Here is a 14,931-nt window from a genome sequence, read left to right as displayed (position 1 = left end):
ACGGCTCCGGTGCTCAGCCCTGCTGCTGGAGCAGCCGGTCGCAGGCCTTGACAGCGTTGTCAAGAGCGGTCTTGGGGCTCTCCTTGCCCTGGAGGGCCTTGGCGACGGAGTTCCGCAGCTCGGTCTTCATCTGCTCGCTGAACAGGACCGGCGTGTAGTTGACCGCGGACTTCAGCGAGTCCGCCGCGGCGATCCGCACCCGTGTCTCGTCCGAGCCGTCCTGCTTCGTGAAGTACGGGTCGTCCAGGGAGCCCGCGGTGCTCGGGAAGATGGCGACCTTCTTGGCGAACTCCATCTGGTGCTGCGCGTCGGTGACGTAGTGCGCGAACGCCACGGCCGCGGGCTTCTGCTTGGATCGCGAGTTCACCATCACGCCCATCACGTACATGTTCACCTTGCCGGTGCTGGTGATCTGGTCCGTGATCCCTATGTTCCTGTAGAGGCTGGGTGCTTCCTTCTTGAACTTCGACAGGTCGAGCGCGCTGCCCGGGTTCATCGCCACGGCCCCGGTCAGGAACTTCTTGCCGGTCGACTCGGGCGTCGCGGTCAGCGCCTGCGGGTCGAGCGCCTTCGCGTCGTACAGCTCCTTGTACTTCGTGAGGAGTTCGACACCCTTGGCGTCGTTGAACGCGAAGCCGGTGCCCTCCTTGTTCATGAGCGGAGCGCCGTAGCGGCCGAAGTCCTCGATGGTGGGGACGTTCGCGAGCGTGGCCACCGTGCCCTTGCTCTTCTTCGCGAGCCGGAGCGCGTCGTCGAAGAGCGCGTCGTACGTCTTCGGGGGCTGCGACGCGTCGAGTCCGGCCTTCTTGAACAGGCTCTTGTTGTAGAACAGCGGCCCGGTGTTGAGGTACCAGGGGAAGGCGTACGTGCCGTCCATGCCCGGTATCCGGTGGCTCGCCCAGGCCCCCGGCAGGTACTCCTTCTTGTATTTCGGCGCCGCCTTGTCGAGGTCGAGCGCGAGGCCGGCCTTGGCGAGCGGGGCGACGAGGTCGGGGGAGACATTGACGACGTCGGGCAGCGTGCCGCCGGCGGCATCCGCGCTGATCTTGTCGGCGTAGCCCTCGCCCGGCTGGTCGATCCACTTCACGTGCGTGCCGGGGTACTTCTTCTCGAAGTCCTTGACCAGGCCGTCGAAGTACGGCTTGAAGTTGGCCCTGAGGTTCCACGTCTGGAACGTGATGCTGCCTTCGATCTTGCCCGAGGCGTCCGTCGAGCCGCCGGCGTCACCCCCGGAACCGCACGCGCTCAGCGGCAGGACGACAGCGATGGCGGCGGCAGCGGCTAGTGCTCTGCGAGAGATGGGCACGGTGACACGGCTCCTTTGCGGCGGCGTCGAATGTTGCCGTGCAGACCCTGCATTGCGATCAAGGAAAAAGTCAATGCATTCTCTGAAACTGCTGAGGGTTGTCTGGAAGAATAGCAGGTCAGGGCGGTGGAGTAGACCTTTTGTGCACGAAACTAATGCGCTTTAGGGTCTTGAACTCAAGCGCATTAGTGTCCCGCCGGATGCGCTAGGCTGGCCGGGGCAACCCACCGGGGTTCCACGGGGAAAGGGGCAGCTGTGCCAGCCAAGCGGTCTCCCGCGCGCCGACCGACCATGAAGGACATCGCGCTCAGGGCGGGTGTCTCGGAGAGCGCCGTGTCCTTCGCGCTCAACGACCGGCCAGGAGTCTCCGAGGTGACCCGCGACCGGGTGCGGCGGGTGGCCGAGCAACTCGGCTGGCGGCCCAGCACGGCGGCCCGCGCCCTGTCCGGCGAAGGCGCGGCCACGGTCGGCCTGGTCGTGGCACGCCCGGCGGACACGCTGGGCGTGGACTCGTTCTTCCTCCAGCTCATCTCCGGCATACAGGAAGTCCTGGCGGAGCGTCACCTCGGCCTGCTGTTCCAAGTGGTCGAGGACGTCGAGGCGGAGTGCGCCGTCTACCGGCGCTGGTGGGCCGAGCACCGCGTGGACGGCGTGCTCGTCGTCGACCCCCGCACGGCCGACCCGCGCCCCGCGCTCCTCGACGAACTCGGGCTGCCCGCCGTGGTGATCGGCGGAGTGCCCGACGCGGAGCACCCCGGCATGTCGACGGTGTGGGCGGACGACGCCGGAGCGATGGCGTCGGTCGTCGACGAGCTGTACGCGCTCGGGCACCGCCGTATCGTCCACATCGCAGGCCTGCCGGGCCTCGCGCACACCGAGCGGCGCATCCGCACCCTGAGCGCCGAGGCCGAGCGCCGTGGCCTGACCGAGGTGCGCTCCGTGACCACGGACTACTCGGACGCGGAGGGCGCCGCGGTCACGCGCCGCGTCATGGAGGGCGGCACACCCCCGACCGCGCTCGTCTACGACAACGACGTGATGGCCGTCGCCGGGGTCGCCGCCGCCGGTGAGCTGGGTTTCTCGGTGCCCGGCGACGTCTCGGTGGTGGCCTGGGAGGACTCCCCGCTGTGCCGCATGGTCAAGCCCTGGCTGTCGGCACTGTCCCGCGACACGGTCCAGTTCGGCCGCACCGCGGCCCAGGAACTGACGGCACTCCTGGACGGAGGCCCGTCGCGGACGGTCCAGGTGCCGCTGCCGCGCCTGATCGAGCGCGACAGCACGGGGGCGGCGCGGGGCGCTGAGGCCGTGGTGGGCAGGGGCGACTGACGGGCGCAGGCGCGTCACGGCGGAGGCGCCTGACCGGCGGGCGACGGAATCTGCTGAGTGCCTGTCTCGGATTCAGCCTGCGCACCCCGGCATCGCTCTCGTCAGTGGCCGTGCGGCAGCATCCGTCCGACGGCCTTCCACGCGTCGTGGACGCGGCCGTGGTGAGCGGGGCCGGAAGGTGGCGTGGGGCCGGGGGCGCGCGGCGAAGGGATCGCCCGTGGTTCCCAGTCGCAGGGCGAAGCCGTACGGGAGGTGCGGGGCCCGGCGCACTCCTCCTCGGGCACCGCGAACGCTTCATGTTCCTTGAGCGCCACGCTGATGAGCGTCAGCAGGAGCGCCACATCGTCGTCGCAGTCGAGCAGCACAGTGATCCACGAGGCGCCGGGGCGCACCCGGATCGCGGTGCTGTCGCGCAACAGCGGAAGGAGGCGTTCGACCGCCGGCCGGGTGAGGTACAGATCTGCCGCATCATTGGCATGGAAATGCACGATGTCGCACGCTGCTGTCCCGAAGGCGCGCCCAACGGCGCACCGGGGAGAGCCACTTACCAGGTTCGGCCAGGACTCCAGCTGGGTCATGGCGCGATGGGCCGCGGTCATGTGCACATGGTTGCGCACTCTTCACCCCGTCAACCAGCCCTATTCACCACCCGCTTGATTAATCACTGGTTTCGGACACCTCACGGGGGGGCGGAAGGGGGCGCGTGCCGCGCGCGGGGGCGAGGCGGGCAGGGCTGCCGTGAACGCCTCGCACCCGGAACGCGGTCAGGCGAGCAGGGCCGTCGTGAACGCCTCGCGCCCGGCACTGAGCCACGACTGGATCCGGTCCCAGCGCTCCCAGCCGCCGCGGTCGCGCAGCGCCTGGACGTAGGCGGGGTCCCCGTCGGCCACGCGCCGGGTGACGAACGCCCGGCACACCGCGGCGGCCTGTTCGACGACCTCGGGCAATGCGGCGCGCTCCCGCGGCGAGAGCCCGTAACTGTCCGCGAGCAGCCGCAGCCGGCCCGGGGCGTCCCCCGCGTGAGAGGGGTCAAGTGCCGGATAGAGCGGGGCCGCGGACTCGGGGTCCAGCATCGGGACCCAGTAGCCGGCGGTCATCGCGACATCCCAGACCGGGCGCCCCGGGGCCGCCTGGTCGAAGTCGATCAGGGCCACGGCGCGGCCGTCCCGGAAGACGACGTTCTGCGGGCACACATCGTTGTGGCACAGCATCGTTCCGCCCTCGGGATCGGCCAGCGCCCCGGCCCAGCCGGCGGACGCGTCCACCGCGACGCGCGCACTCGCCTCGTGCAGGCGCCTCAGCAGGACGCCGACGGACCGGAGCGAGGTCTGCGACATGGCCCACCGCGGAAACGGCGGGACGGCCACGGAACCGGGAACGAACCCCAACTGCTCACGCCCGTCGGCACGGACGCCGACCGGCACCGGAGCCGCGTCGAATCCCTGGTGCCTCAGCGCCGCGAGGTAGGCGTGGAGCGCCCGGACATTCGGCGGCGCCGGCCGCTCGACCACGTCGCCCCGCCGGAAGACCGCGCCCGCGTTCACCATGCCGCCCACCAGTTCGTGGCTGTCCGCAGGCCCCGTGTCCCCAGTCATGCCCGTCACACTAGCGGCGTGACCGCGGGCGGGGTGCCCGAGTCGCTACGGTGCTGAAGTGACCGGTTCCGAGCACCTTCCGCTACTCTTCCTCGACATCGACGGGCCGCTGATTCCGTTCGGCGGGCCGCCGGAGTGCTACCGCACGTATCCGATGACCCGGCCAGGATGCCCCGACCCGCTGGGCGCCGACCTGAACCCCCTGCTGGCCAGGATCAACCCCGCGTACGGCCCCCGGCTCGCGGCGCTCCCGTGCCAGCTGGTCTGGGCGACGACCTGGATGGACGAGGCGAACGACTGCGTCGCCCCGCTCCTCGGGCTGCCGCCGCTGCCGGTGGTGGACTGGCCCGACCCGCCGGTTCGGGACGGCCGCGACGAACGGCACGGCGTGCGTGGCCTGCACTGGAAGACCCGCGCCCTGGTCGGCCAGGCGCGGGGCCGTCCCTTCGCATGGGTCGACGACGAGATCACCGACATCGACCGTGCCTGGGTCTTCGCACATCACCCGGAACGCGCCCTGCTGCATCGCGTAGACCCTCGACGGGGCCTCACCGAGGCGGACTTCGCCTTCCTCGACGAGTGGTTGCGCGCGGCTGCCGACTGATCCGCGCGGTGAGCGCGCCTGCCTCGACCGTGGTCGCGCGCCGCTGCGGACCGATCCGGGGCGCTGTCGGTGCGTGGTCAGGACGGATCGTCAGGCCGCCGCCGTGTCGTCGGTGAGAAGTTCCGCGATGACATGGCGGGCGACGGAGGCCATCACCGGATTGCTCTCCCGGTAGTACCGGAGCTCCAGGAGGGCGACCGACAGGGCCCAGCCGCGGCCCCGTGCCCAGGCGTCGTCGTCCGAGCCCGAGCCGGTCCGGAAGACCTCGCGCGCACCGGCGGGCAGCAGGTACCAGGCCGCGATGAGGTCGACCGCGGGGTCACCGAGGCCCAGACAGCCGAAGTCGATGACGGCGCTGAGCCGGCCGTCCGCGACGAGCACGTTCCCGGGCTGCAGATCCGCGTGGATCCACACGGCGGGCCCGGCCCACTCCTGTGCCCGCAGGGCCGACTCCCAGACGGCGGCCGCCGCGTCACCGTCCAGCTCCGCCCGCAGCTCACGGATCGCCGCACGCGTCACCTCGTCCCGCTCAGCCAGCGGCTCGCTGCGGTAGGAAGCAGGGCCGCCGGTGGGGTCGACACGCCGGAGTACGGAGACGAACTCCGCCAAGTCCGCGGCCAGCAGGGCCGGTTCGTGGATGCGCTCCGGAGCGGGGTTGGCGCCGTCGAGCCAGCGGTACACGGACCACGGCCACGGGTAGCCCTCGCCGGCAGTGCCCTTGCCCAAGGGCGTCGGGATGGCGAAGGGGAGCGCTCCGGCGAGGAGGGGAAGCCACCGGTGCTCCTTGTCCACGTCCTGCGCGGGGCCCGCAAGGCGGGGGAGTCGCACGGCCATGTCCTCGCCGAGGCGGTACATGGCGTTCGACGTACCCGCCGAGATGACCTCGGTGAGCGGCAGCCCGGCCCAATCGGGGAACTGCGCGTCGACGAGCCTGCGCACCAACGAGGCGTCGATGTCCGCCTCTTCGGGCCGCAACCTACGAGGGCACATGGAAGCCTTTCGTGTAGAGCCGCATGGCGCGTCGGCCGTTGCGCCAAGATACGGAAGCGGGCGCCGACGGCCCAAGCGATTATCCGCCGATGACTGCCCGCCCCTACGTGGCCCGACGCTCGACCTGGGCGTCGAGCGCGGCGCAGAGCCAGTCGTGGGCGGCGCCGGGCGTCGGCCGCGCAGGACCGGTCAGTTCGGCGACGAGCTGCCAGTAGTGGTCGATACGCGGATCGGCGGCCAGCACACGGCTGAGCGCCCGGCGGAAGGCGGGGGTGTCGGGTACGCCCCGCGAGGCCGCGTGGGCGGAGACGAAGCAGTCCAGTGCCTCGCCCTCGTGCGGCGACTGCTGGTCTCGCAGGTGCGGCGACGCCAGAGCGTGGGCCTCGCTGAGCCCTTCGTAGAGCACCCCGGGGCGGAATCCCTTGTCGGTCCGGTGCGCTGCCGGCTGGCCGCGGTCGCCGCCCTCGCACGAGCGCGAGGTGAACGCGTGCAGCCGGGCGAAGGCCAGGACATGGGCCGGAGTCGGGTCCTCCGGAAGCTGCGGTACGGCCTGTTCGAGGACGGCGGAGACGACTCGGGCGGGCATCCGCAGCGGCAGCCACCGGCGCCAGAACCGGGCCGGTGCGGCCGTGCTGGGCGGGGCCGACATCGCGCCGACGAGCAGCAGCCGCTCGGTGCGCTCGGCGGGCGTGCAGTCCTGGAGCAGCTGAAGCGCGGCCTCCCGCCAGCGCAGCGCGGCCAGTTGGGAGCCGATGTCCCGCAACTGCGCCGCGACGACGTCCTCAAGAGCGTCGTCCAGCGCGCCCTGTTCACCCAGCACGCGGCTCACGTCCGGCAGCGGCAGGCCGAGCGCGCGCAGGGAGCGGATGACACGGAGCCGGTCGAGCGCCTGGGGCCCGTACCGGCGATGGCCGCCCGTACTGCGGGGCCCTTCGGGCAGCAGGCCGCGGTCCGAGTAGAAGCGGACCGTCTTGACGGTGACGCCCGCGCGTTCGGCGAGCTCCCCGATGGACCACATGCTGTCGGCGGACACGGCTTGAACCTCCCTCAGGGGGAGTTCCTACGGTACCGGCGAGCGTGGACGGCCGGTGCGGCCGTTTGTGGACGATGGCGTGGGAGGAGACGGGCATGACGGCATTCATCCTGGTGGCGGGGGCCCACACCGGCGGCTGGATATGGCGGGAGGTGGCCGCCGGGCTGAGGGACGCGGGGGAGCGTGCGTACGAGGTGACGCTCGCGGGCATGGACGGCGGCGGTCGTCCGACGGGGCAGGGCGTGGATCTGGAGACGCACATCGAGGAACTGGTGCGGCTGATCGACCGGGTCGAGGCGCAGGACGTGGTCCTCGTCGGCCACTGCTACGGCACTCACCCGGTGCGCGGCGCCGCGCACCGGCGGCCCGAACGGATCACCAGGATCGTCCAGGTGGACGTCGGCATCCCCCAGGACGGCGACCCGGCCCTCACACTGGTGCCCGACCGGACGGTGCGCGAGCGCGTGCTGACCCTGTCCGAGGAAAGCGGCGCCGGGACGCTGCCCGCGCCCGTGGTGGTGGAGTGGCAGCGCTGGGGCAGCGTCGCCGGTCTCACGGCCGAGGCGCTGGAACGCCTGACCGAAAAGGCCGCTCCTCAGCCTCTGGCCACGCTCACCCAGCCGCTGCGTCTGTCCGGCGCGGGCGACGAGCTGCCGACGGCCGGTGTCCTGTGCCGGGCCAACGGATCGAGCATCGCCGTGGTCGAGTCGATGGTGGCCATGGGCGATCCCGCGTCCCAGGCCCTCGCCGACGCGGGCGTCAGCTTCTTCGAACTCGACACCGGGCACTGGCCGATGCTCTCCGCTCCCCGCGAGCTCGTGGACGTCCTGCTCCGGGCCGCCGCGGGGGAGGGGCACCAGGTGTCCGTCACCGGGCGCGAACAGCCCACGCATCTACGGCCGTTCCTCATGGACGTCAAGGAGCGACCCCGGGAGCGGACGGGCCGCGTCGATCTGCATCTGCCCGATGCCGACGGCCCCCGGCCCGCCGTGGTCTTCGTGCACGGCGGGCCGGTTCCGGCCGGCGCCCGCCCGACACCGCGTGACTGGCCCGCCTTCGTCGGCTACGCCCAGTACGTGGCGAGCCTGGGCGCCGTCGGCGTGACGGTGGACCACCGGCTCCACGAACTGACGGCGTACGCGCCGGCCGCCGACGACATCGCCGGGGCGATCGATTTCGTGCGGGCCGATCCACGGGTCGACAGCGCCCGGGTCGCGCTGTGGTTCCTGTCCGCCGGCGGGCTCCTGTCGGCCGACTGGCTAGCGGCGCCGCCGCCGTGGCTGCGGTGCGTGGCGGCCTCGTACCCGATCCTCGCGCCGCTGCCGGGCTGGGGGCTCAGTGACAGCCGGTTCCGCCCGGCGGCGGCGGTCCGTGGTGCGGGGCAGTTGCCGATCGTGCTGACGCGGGTGGGGCTCGAACGCCCTGAAATCGCCGTGACGGTCGAGGAGTTCGTGTCCGCGGCAGCGGACTGCGGCGCCGCGGTCGAGGTGATCGATGTGCCGCTCGGACACCACGGCTTCGAGACGGTCGACCCCACCGACGCGTCACGCGAGGCGGTGGAACGGGCGGTGCGCGCGGTGCTCGGACACCTGGGGGCAGGGGCCGACTAGGGGTGTCAGGGGGTGTCCGCATCCTGGGTCAGGGTGCGGACCGAGTCGAGGAAGACGCGACGGTCGGCCGCGGGGAGCCGGGCCAGGAGTTCGTCCTCGTGGGCGTGGATGTCGGCCTGCGCGGACCTGCGCAGGCGCCGGCCGTCGTCGGTGAGGGAGAGGAGTCGGACCCGGCGGTCGTGCGGGTCCGGCGTGCGGGAGATCAGCCCGTTCTCCTGCAACGTGTCCAGCGTGGAGATGATCCGGGTCTTGTCGGCGCCGATGGCCGCCGCGAGCGCGGCCTGCGTGCGGACCGGGCCGTCGTCCAGGGCGCTGAGGACGACGTATCCCCACATCGAGATCCCGTGCGACGCGAGCACCGGCAGCTCGGCGGCGATGAGGGACCGCACCAGGGGCTGCAGCATCGCGGCGAGGTCGCGCCGTCCGCCGTTCTTGGCCATCACGCGCCGATGATAGACGTTGACATGTGATAGGCGTCAGCAGATCATAAGCGTATGCCTACGAATAAGGATCTGGTCGCGCTCGACGCGGAAGCGGTGCGTACGAGCGTCGACATGGTGGCGCGGGCGACTGCTGGGGACCTGTTCAGGCCGACGCCGTGCGCCGGGTGGACGTTGCGTGACCTGCTCGGTCACATGGCCGCGCAGCACTACGGATTCGCCGCGGCCTCGCGCGCGGAGGCGGACATCGCGCTGTGGCAGCCGCGTCCCCTGGGGGACGACCCCGTCGGGGCGTACCGCGCGGCTGCCCAGCACGTCCTGGAGGCCTTCGCCGTCGACGGGGTGACGCAGCGGGCGTTCCCGCTCCCGGAGATCCGCGACGGCGGACCGTTCCCGGGAGAGCAGGCCGTCAGTTTCCACCTCGTCGACTACGTCGTGCACTCCTGGGACGTGGCACGGACGCTGGGGCACACGGTGACGTTCGACCCCGAACTCCTCGATGCGGCGCTCGCCGTGGCGCGGGTGGTGCCCGGAGGCGAGGCGCGCCTCGGCCCCCGTGCGGCCTTCGCGCCGGCGGTCGCGGCCGACGGCGGCTCCCCGCTCGACGAGATCGTCGCGCTCCTGGGCCGCTTCCCGTCATGGCAGTCGGCCCCCGCCTAGCCCGTCACCTCGGTGGATCCATACCTGCCCCACATGGACGCGTTCGCTCCGCCGTGCCGAGTGTTCGGCCCGACAGCGGTGCGCCGGTCACACGCTCCGTCCCGCGCGGACCCCGCGCGGGGTGAGCCGATTGCGCAGCGCTCCGAACAGGGCGTCCGCGGCCAGCGCCAGGACCGCCACCCACAGAGCGGCGGCGATCACTCCCGACAGGCCGTACGACACCTGGTTCAGGATGATGTCGCCGAGTCCGCCGCCGCCGGCGACCGCGGCCAGGGTCGCGCTGGAGATGACGTACACCGCCGCGATCCTGATGCCGGTGAAGAGCACCGGCAGGGCCAGGGGCAGTTCGATGCGGGTGACGATCTGCCACTCCGTCAGGCCCATGCCGCGCCCGGCGCGCACCAGATCCGGGTCCACCTGCTCCACCGAGAGGTACGCGTGGGTGAGCACCGGTGGGACCGCCATCACCACCAGTGCCGTCATCACATTGACGAATCCGATGCCGAGCAGCCCGAGGAAGATCGCGATGAGCGCCAGCGACGGCAGCGCACGGCCGATGTTGGAAATGCTCACCGTGAGGAAGGAGCCCTTGCCGCGGTGGCCGAGCCACACGCCGAGCGGGAGGGCGAGGACGAGCGCCACCGCGACGGCAGCGGCCGAGAGCTTCAGATGGTCCACCGTGCGGTCGGCCAGGAGCCCGAAGTGGTCGGCCATGAACGAGAAACCGGCGAAGAAGGTGTGCATCAGACGGTCCTCCGCGTCCGGGCCCACGGCGTGAGCAGCCGTCCCACCAGCACGATCAGTCCGTCCGCCGCCAGCGCGAGAGCGACGGCCAGCAGCCCGGCCCCGATGAACTGGGTGTTGAACGGCGACTGAAGGCCCTGGATGATCGGCGAGCCGAGCCCCTGGTCGATGATGAACGCGGCGACCTCCACCACGCTGATCGTCGTCACCGTCGCCACGCGCAGCCCGCTGATCACCGCGGGCAGAGCCAGCGGGAGTTCGATGCGCCAGAGGATCTCGCGCCGGGTCAGCCCCATGCCCTCGCCCGCCCGCCGCACCTCCTCCGGCACCTCACCGAGGCCCGTCAGCGACGACTTGAACAGCACCATCAGCGTGTACGACACCAGCGCGATCTCCGCGGTGAGGACGGAGAGGCCGAACACCGGGACGAGCAGCGTGAACAGGGCCATCGGCGGGATCGTGTAGAGGAACGAGGTCAGACCGCCGAGCGGCTTCACCAGACGGCGCCGGAAGTGCGCGAGCAGCGCCAGCGGAAACGCGATGAGGAAGCCGACACCGACAGCGATCACCGTGAGCCGCACATGCTGGACGAGCGCGGGCCCGAACATGCTGGAGAAGTTGGCGGTGAACCAGTCGACGCAGAACAGGCCATTGTCGCGGACGCAGGAACTGACCGTTCCGAAGTCGGGGATCACCGGCTGCGGACCGGCCGCCGTGAGCAGGGCGGAACTCACGCCGCCTCCCTGATGAGGTCCACGGTCACACTGCCGACGGTCTTCCCCGACTCGTCCGCGACCGGCAGCCGCTCGGCGCCCCCCGCGAGCAGCGCCGACAGTGCGGTCCGCAGAGTGTCGCCGGTGCGGAGCGACGCCGCGTCGTCTCCGCTCGCCGGGTCGAGCTTCAGCTCGCCGAGGCTGCGCAGCGTCAGTGCCTTCAGGCCGCGGTCCGTGCCGACGAAACGCGCCACGTAGTCGTCGGCGGGCTCGCGCAGGATGCGTTCGGGGGAGTCGTACTGGAGGAGCCTGCCGCCCTTGGCGAGGATCGCGATGCGGTCGCCCATGCGCACGGCCTCGTCGATGTCGTGGCTCACGAACAGCGTGGTCTTGCGGACCTGTTCGTGCAGCCGCAGGAACTCGTCCTGCATGTGCTCGCGCGTCACCGGGTCCAGCGCGCCGAACGGCTCGTCCATCAGCATGATCGGCGGGTCCGCGGCCAACGCCCGTGCGATGCCGACGCGTTGGCGCTGCCCGCCGGACAGCTGGGCGGGATAGCGGTCCGCGTAATCCTTGTGGGGAAGACCGACCAGTTCGAGCAGTTCGCGGACGCGGTCGGCGGTCCGAGACCGCTTCCAGCCGAGGACCTGCGGGACCGTCGCGATGTTCTCCTCGATCGTCATGTGCGGGAAGAGCCCCGCCTGCTGGATGACGTAGCCGATCGAGCGGCGCAGTTCGATGACGTCCTGGTCGCGGATGCTGCGCCCGTCGATGCGGATGTCGCCGGAGGTCAGCTCGGTGAGCCGGTTGACGAGGGTGAGTGCGGTCGTCTTGCCGCAGCCGGACGCCCCGAGCAGGACGCAGATCTCCCCGGCCGGGACGGTCAGGGACAGTGCGTCCACGGCGGGTTCGGCGGATCCCGCGTAGGTCTTGGTGGCCGCGTCGAAGACGATGTCGGCAGCGCTCTGCATGATCGTGGGCTCCTCGGTCACTTCAGGTCGTTGGCGCGCAGGAATCGGTCGGCGACCTTCGCCGGGCTCAGCCGCATCATGGCGGCGGCCTCGTTCAGGGCCTGCATGGCCTTCTCGGTGAGCAGCGCGTTCACCGCGTCGAGCGGCTCGGTGAGCCGGCGGCCGTACCGCTCGACGAGCGAGCGCCGCACCACCGGCGACACGTTCTGGAAGCCGAAGATCGCCTGGTCGTCCTCCAGGACGGTGAAGTCGTAGCGCCGTAGCTGGGGGTCGGTGGTGAAGACGTCGGCGGCGTCCACGTCACCGTTCTTGAGCGCCGGGTACTGCAGGCCGATGTTGAGCGGCCTCACCTTCATGCTCGACAGCCGGTACGCCTTGACGATGGCGTCGTAGCCGAGCGGGCCCGTGATGTTGTCGGGGTACTCGGCGTAGGAGATCCGCCCCATCCGGCGCAGGTCGCCGACGGTCCGCAGCCCGTACTTGCGGGCGTCGGAGCTGCGCACGGCGACGGCGTTGCGGTTCTGGAACGGGGTGGGTCTCAGCAGGGTGAGACCGCGCCCCTCCTCGAACCTCTTCGCCGCCTCGTACGTTCCGTGCGCCGTGACCGGCATCCGCTTCGGCATCGCGAACGTCTGCAGGATGACACCCGTGTACTCGGGATAGAGGTCGATCTGGTGGCTGCGCAGCGCACGGTCGATGATGTCGGCGCTGCCGATGTTCGACTTGAGGACGACCTCGAAGCCACGGGCCGTGAGGATCTGGGCGTACAGCTCGCCCATCACCCACGACTCGGTGAACTGCTTCGAGCCGACGGTGATCACGGGGCCGGTGCCCGCGACGGAGCCGGCCGCCGAGCTCACCCCGGCGGCGGCCGCGACGGCGAGGGAGCCGGTGAGCAGAGTGCGGCGGCGCATGCTCACACTCCCCGGCGAGGTATCACGGCATCGGTGGTGCGGTGGTACACGCGGTCGTCCCCCTCGTGGGCGGTGATGGTGTTCGTGACGGTGAACGCCGTTGCGTCCGCCGTCATGCGACTGACCGTCACGACCTTCCAGCTCCAGTCGCCGCGCCCACCCTCCTCGGTGCGTTCGCACTCGACGAGCGCGGAGTGCGGGTCGCCTTCGGTGAGCGTGAAGCGGTCGACGCTGTCGGTGCGCCGCCAGGCCCCGTCCGTGAGGTCGGTGAACTCGCCGTCGTCGACGCGGAGGGTGACGACGGTCGTGCCGCTCACCGGATCGTGCTCGACGCGGCGCCCGGTGACCCCGGGGGACTGGCGCAGCGGCGCGGGCAGATCCGGCAGGGGCTCTCCGTACGGGCGCAGCTTCGCGTCGTCGGCGCTCGCCGGGCGTACGGGCAGGTGCAGTGCGGCCGACGGCGCCGGGTGGAGCGTGACCGTGACGGGCCGCGGCGAGGGCCAGGCCAGGGGCCAGTACGAGGCCGAGACCGCGACGCGGACGCGGTGACCGGGCGCGAAGGAGTGCGCGGTCGCCACCAGCGGCACCGTCACGTCGTAGGCGCGCCCCGGCTCGAGAGCCTGCGGTTCCTCGTGGCCGTCGCGATGGGTGAGGTTGAGCAGGCCGCGCGTGACGAGACGTGAACTGCCGTCGGGTGCGACGTCGTTGAGGCGTACGGCGAGCTGGGCATCCGGGCGGTCGGCGCTGACCCGGAGGGTCACGGTCGGTACGCCGAGGATCTCGGCGCTCTCGTCGAGCGGGACGGTCGTGAAGGTGTGCGAGAGGCCGTCGTCACCGCCCTGCGGACCGAACTGACCTGCCGCGTCGCCGAACTGGAGCCAGCTGCCACCGGCGGTGCCGATCATCCGCGTGCTGTCGAGGGGAACGGCACGCTCACGCAGCGGATCGGTCCCGGCTGCCGTTCCCGCCGACTCGCCGCCCAGGGCGTACGCGCGCCGCTCGATCCGGGGCGACGGCCAGCTCTCCTCGGCGACCCAGCGGCCCGGACGCACGGCGCGATCGCTGCCGGGCGCCGCCCACTCGGGCATCCACACCCGCAGCGCGGGATCGTCCAGGGCGCCGCTGTCCCGCCCGCGCAGGAACTGGTCGAACCAGCGCACGACCTCGGTGTGGAAGTCGATCGCGGGACCGGGCTCGGCCTGGTGCGGATAGGTGTGCGCCCAGGGCCCCACCAGCCCCCGCACCGGCACGTTCAGCCCTTCGAGCAGACGCAGGACGGCCCCGCAGTACGGGTCGTACCAGCCGCCGACGGCGAGCACCGGAGCCTGGATCGCACTGAAGTCCTCGCACACCGAACCGTGCTTCCAGTACGCGTCGCGCGCCTGGTGGCGCACCCACTCCTCCGCGTACACGGGGGTGTCCGCCATCCGCCGCAGCCACTGCTCGCGCCAGCTGTCGCCGACGACGTCCGGGTCGGCGGGGCGGGCGTTGTAGGCCAGCATGGTCGACGCCCACGGCAGCATCTCGGAGGCGATCAGCGAGCCCCCGGTGTAGTGGACGTCGTCCGCATAACGGTCGTCCGTCGAGCAGACCGTGACGACCGCCTTGAGCGCGGCCGGGCGCAGCGCGGCGATCTGGAGGCCGTTGAAACCGCCCCAGGACTTGCCGATCATGCCGACGTTCCCGTCGCACCACGGCTGCCGCGCCAGCCAGTCGATCACCTCGACACCGTCGGCCAGTTCCTGCTGCGCGTACTCGTCGAGCATCAGCCCGTCCGAGTCGCCGCTGCCGCGCAGGTCGACGCGGACGGCCGCGTAGCCGGACTCGGCGAAGCGGGCGTGGAGGCTGTTGTCGCGGGCCGCGGTCGCGTCGTTCTTGCGGTACGGAATGTACTCGAGGACCGCGGGGGCGGGGCGGCTCCCAGCGGCGGGCAGCCACACGCGGGCGGCGAGCCGCGTGCCGTCCGCCAGGGGGATCCAGAGGTGGCGCAGCAGATTCGACGGTGCGTCGGGCAAGGTGAAGAAC

At 71.5% G+C, this 14,931-nt stretch carries 15 protein-coding genes; 4 read left to right on the top strand and 11 right to left on the bottom strand.

The window, feature by feature from the left end; genetic code table 11:
• Nucleotides 1-13: 13 nt before the first annotated feature.
• Nucleotides 14-1,306 carry an ABC transporter substrate-binding protein gene (locus ACZ67T_RS17855; RefSeq protein WP_469984975.1) on the bottom strand — a complete coding sequence of 431 codons (1,293 nt, stop codon included), beginning with the start codon at nucleotides 1,304-1,306 and terminating at the stop codon, nucleotides 14-16.
• Between the two features lie 255 nt (nucleotides 1,307-1,561).
• On the opposite strand from ACZ67T_RS17855, the gene ACZ67T_RS17850 reads away from it, so the two are divergent.
• The gene (locus ACZ67T_RS17850; RefSeq protein WP_469984974.1) at nucleotides 1,562-2,632 is read left to right on the top strand and encodes a LacI family DNA-binding transcriptional regulator; all 1,071 of its coding nucleotides are present in this window, start codon (nucleotides 1,562-1,564) and stop codon (nucleotides 2,630-2,632) included.
• A 101-nt stretch (nucleotides 2,633-2,733) separates the two neighbouring features.
• On the opposite strand, the gene ACZ67T_RS17845 is transcribed toward ACZ67T_RS17850, so the two are convergent.
• Together ACZ67T_RS17845 and ACZ67T_RS17840 are read right to left on the bottom strand one after the other, a co-directional pair.
• Complete coding sequence (locus ACZ67T_RS17845) at nucleotides 2,734-3,120, bottom strand: luciferase domain-containing protein (RefSeq protein WP_469984973.1); 387 nt, start codon at nucleotides 3,118-3,120, stop codon at nucleotides 2,734-2,736.
• A gap of 276 nt (nucleotides 3,121-3,396) precedes the next feature.
• Nucleotides 3,397-4,227, bottom strand: coding sequence for a phosphotransferase (locus tag ACZ67T_RS17840; RefSeq protein WP_469984972.1), 831 nt, complete (start codon nucleotides 4,225-4,227; stop codon nucleotides 3,397-3,399).
• Between the two features lie 58 nt (nucleotides 4,228-4,285).
• On the opposite strand from ACZ67T_RS17840, the gene ACZ67T_RS17835 reads away from it, so the two are divergent.
• Nucleotides 4,286-4,831: an HAD domain-containing protein gene (locus ACZ67T_RS17835; protein WP_469984971.1), complete on the top strand. Its 546-nt coding sequence runs from the start codon at nucleotides 4,286-4,288 to the stop codon at nucleotides 4,829-4,831.
• Between the two features lie 90 nt (nucleotides 4,832-4,921).
• Here the strand turns inward: ACZ67T_RS17835 and ACZ67T_RS17830 are convergent, their stop codons facing one another.
• Together ACZ67T_RS17830 and ACZ67T_RS17825 are read right to left on the bottom strand one after the other, a co-directional pair.
• Nucleotides 4,922-5,821 (bottom strand): aminoglycoside phosphotransferase family protein, encoded by a 900-nt coding sequence (locus ACZ67T_RS17830; protein WP_469984970.1) that lies wholly within the window; start codon nucleotides 5,819-5,821, stop codon nucleotides 4,922-4,924.
• 103 nt (nucleotides 5,822-5,924) lie between these two features.
• Nucleotides 5,925-6,839 (bottom strand): helix-turn-helix domain-containing protein, encoded by a 915-nt coding sequence (locus ACZ67T_RS17825; protein ID WP_469985023.1) that lies wholly within the window; start codon nucleotides 6,837-6,839, stop codon nucleotides 5,925-5,927.
• A gap of 110 nt (nucleotides 6,840-6,949) precedes the next feature.
• On the opposite strand from ACZ67T_RS17825, the gene ACZ67T_RS17820 reads away from it, so the two are divergent.
• Entirely contained in the window at nucleotides 6,950-8,464 is a 1,515-nt protein-coding gene (locus ACZ67T_RS17820) for an alpha/beta fold hydrolase (protein WP_469984968.1), read from the top strand.
• 5 nt (nucleotides 8,465-8,469) lie between these two features.
• Here the strand turns inward: ACZ67T_RS17820 and ACZ67T_RS17815 are convergent, their stop codons facing one another.
• Nucleotides 8,470-8,904: a MarR family winged helix-turn-helix transcriptional regulator gene (locus ACZ67T_RS17815; protein WP_469985022.1), complete on the bottom strand. Its 435-nt coding sequence runs from the start codon at nucleotides 8,902-8,904 to the stop codon at nucleotides 8,470-8,472.
• 54 nt (nucleotides 8,905-8,958) lie between these two features.
• On the opposite strand from ACZ67T_RS17815, the gene ACZ67T_RS17810 reads away from it, so the two are divergent.
• A complete protein-coding gene (locus ACZ67T_RS17810; protein ID WP_469984967.1) occupies nucleotides 8,959-9,564 on the top strand; it encodes a TIGR03086 family metal-binding protein in 606 nt (201 codons plus the stop codon).
• Between the two features lie 87 nt (nucleotides 9,565-9,651).
• Here ACZ67T_RS17810 and ACZ67T_RS17805 read toward each other — a convergent pair whose 3' ends face one another.
• Genes ACZ67T_RS17805 through ACZ67T_RS17785 form a run of 5 tightly spaced genes read right to left on the bottom strand, consistent with a single transcriptional unit; the run spans nucleotide 9,652 to nucleotide 14,921 of the window.
• Nucleotides 9,652-10,308 carry an ABC transporter permease gene (locus tag ACZ67T_RS17805; protein ID WP_469984965.1) on the bottom strand — a complete coding sequence of 219 codons (657 nt, stop codon included), beginning with the start codon at nucleotides 10,306-10,308 and terminating at the stop codon, nucleotides 9,652-9,654.
• Nucleotides 10,308-11,042 (bottom strand): ABC transporter permease, encoded by a 735-nt coding sequence (locus ACZ67T_RS17800; protein WP_469984963.1) that lies wholly within the window; start codon nucleotides 11,040-11,042, stop codon nucleotides 10,308-10,310. The genes ACZ67T_RS17805 and ACZ67T_RS17800 overlap by 1 nt, the downstream gene beginning before the upstream one ends.
• Complete coding sequence (locus ACZ67T_RS17795; protein ID WP_469984962.1) at nucleotides 11,039-11,992, bottom strand: ABC transporter ATP-binding protein; 954 nt, start codon at nucleotides 11,990-11,992, stop codon at nucleotides 11,039-11,041. Before ACZ67T_RS17795 ends, ACZ67T_RS17800 begins: the two co-directional genes overlap by 4 nt.
• Nucleotides 11,993-12,009: 17 nt before the next feature.
• Nucleotides 12,010-12,906 carry an ABC transporter substrate-binding protein gene (locus ACZ67T_RS17790; RefSeq protein ID WP_469984960.1) on the bottom strand — a complete coding sequence of 299 codons (897 nt, stop codon included), beginning with the start codon at nucleotides 12,904-12,906 and terminating at the stop codon, nucleotides 12,010-12,012.
• A gap of 2 nt (nucleotides 12,907-12,908) precedes the next feature.
• A complete protein-coding gene (locus ACZ67T_RS17785) occupies nucleotides 12,909-14,921 on the bottom strand; it encodes a CocE/NonD family hydrolase (RefSeq protein WP_469984958.1) in 2,013 nt (670 codons plus the stop codon).
• Nucleotides 14,922-14,931 lie beyond the last annotated feature (10 nt).

The organism is Streptomyces sp. NPDC107517 (assembly GCF_055582645.1).
This window is presented reverse-complemented; position numbering and strand designations above follow the sequence as displayed.

Coding starts and splice junctions, on each gene's coding strand:
- ACZ67T_RS17840 (WP_469984972.1), bottom strand. CDS start 4,227: ATGACTGGGGACACGGGGCCTGCGGACAGCCACGAACTGGTGGGCGGC.
- ACZ67T_RS17830 (WP_469984970.1), bottom strand. CDS start 5,821: ATGTGCCCTCGTAGGTTGCGGCCCGAAGAGGCGGACATCGACGCCTCG.
- ACZ67T_RS17825 (WP_469985023.1), bottom strand. CDS start 6,839: ATGTGGTCCATCGGGGAGCTCGCCGAACGCGCGGGCGTCACCGTCAAG.
- ACZ67T_RS17820 (WP_469984968.1), top strand. CDS start 6,950: ATGACGGCATTCATCCTGGTGGCGGGGGCCCACACCGGCGGCTGGATA.
- ACZ67T_RS17815 (WP_469985022.1), bottom strand. CDS start 8,904: ATGGCCAAGAACGGCGGACGGCGCGACCTCGCCGCGATGCTGCAGCCC.
- ACZ67T_RS17810 (WP_469984967.1), top strand. CDS start 8,959: ATGCCTACGAATAAGGATCTGGTCGCGCTCGACGCGGAAGCGGTGCGT.
- ACZ67T_RS17805 (WP_469984965.1), bottom strand. CDS start 10,308: ATGCACACCTTCTTCGCCGGTTTCTCGTTCATGGCCGACCACTTCGGG.
- ACZ67T_RS17795 (WP_469984962.1), bottom strand. CDS start 11,992: ATGCAGAGCGCTGCCGACATCGTCTTCGACGCGGCCACCAAGACCTAC.
- ACZ67T_RS17790 (WP_469984960.1), bottom strand. CDS start 12,906: ATGCGCCGCCGCACTCTGCTCACCGGCTCCCTCGCCGTCGCGGCCGCC.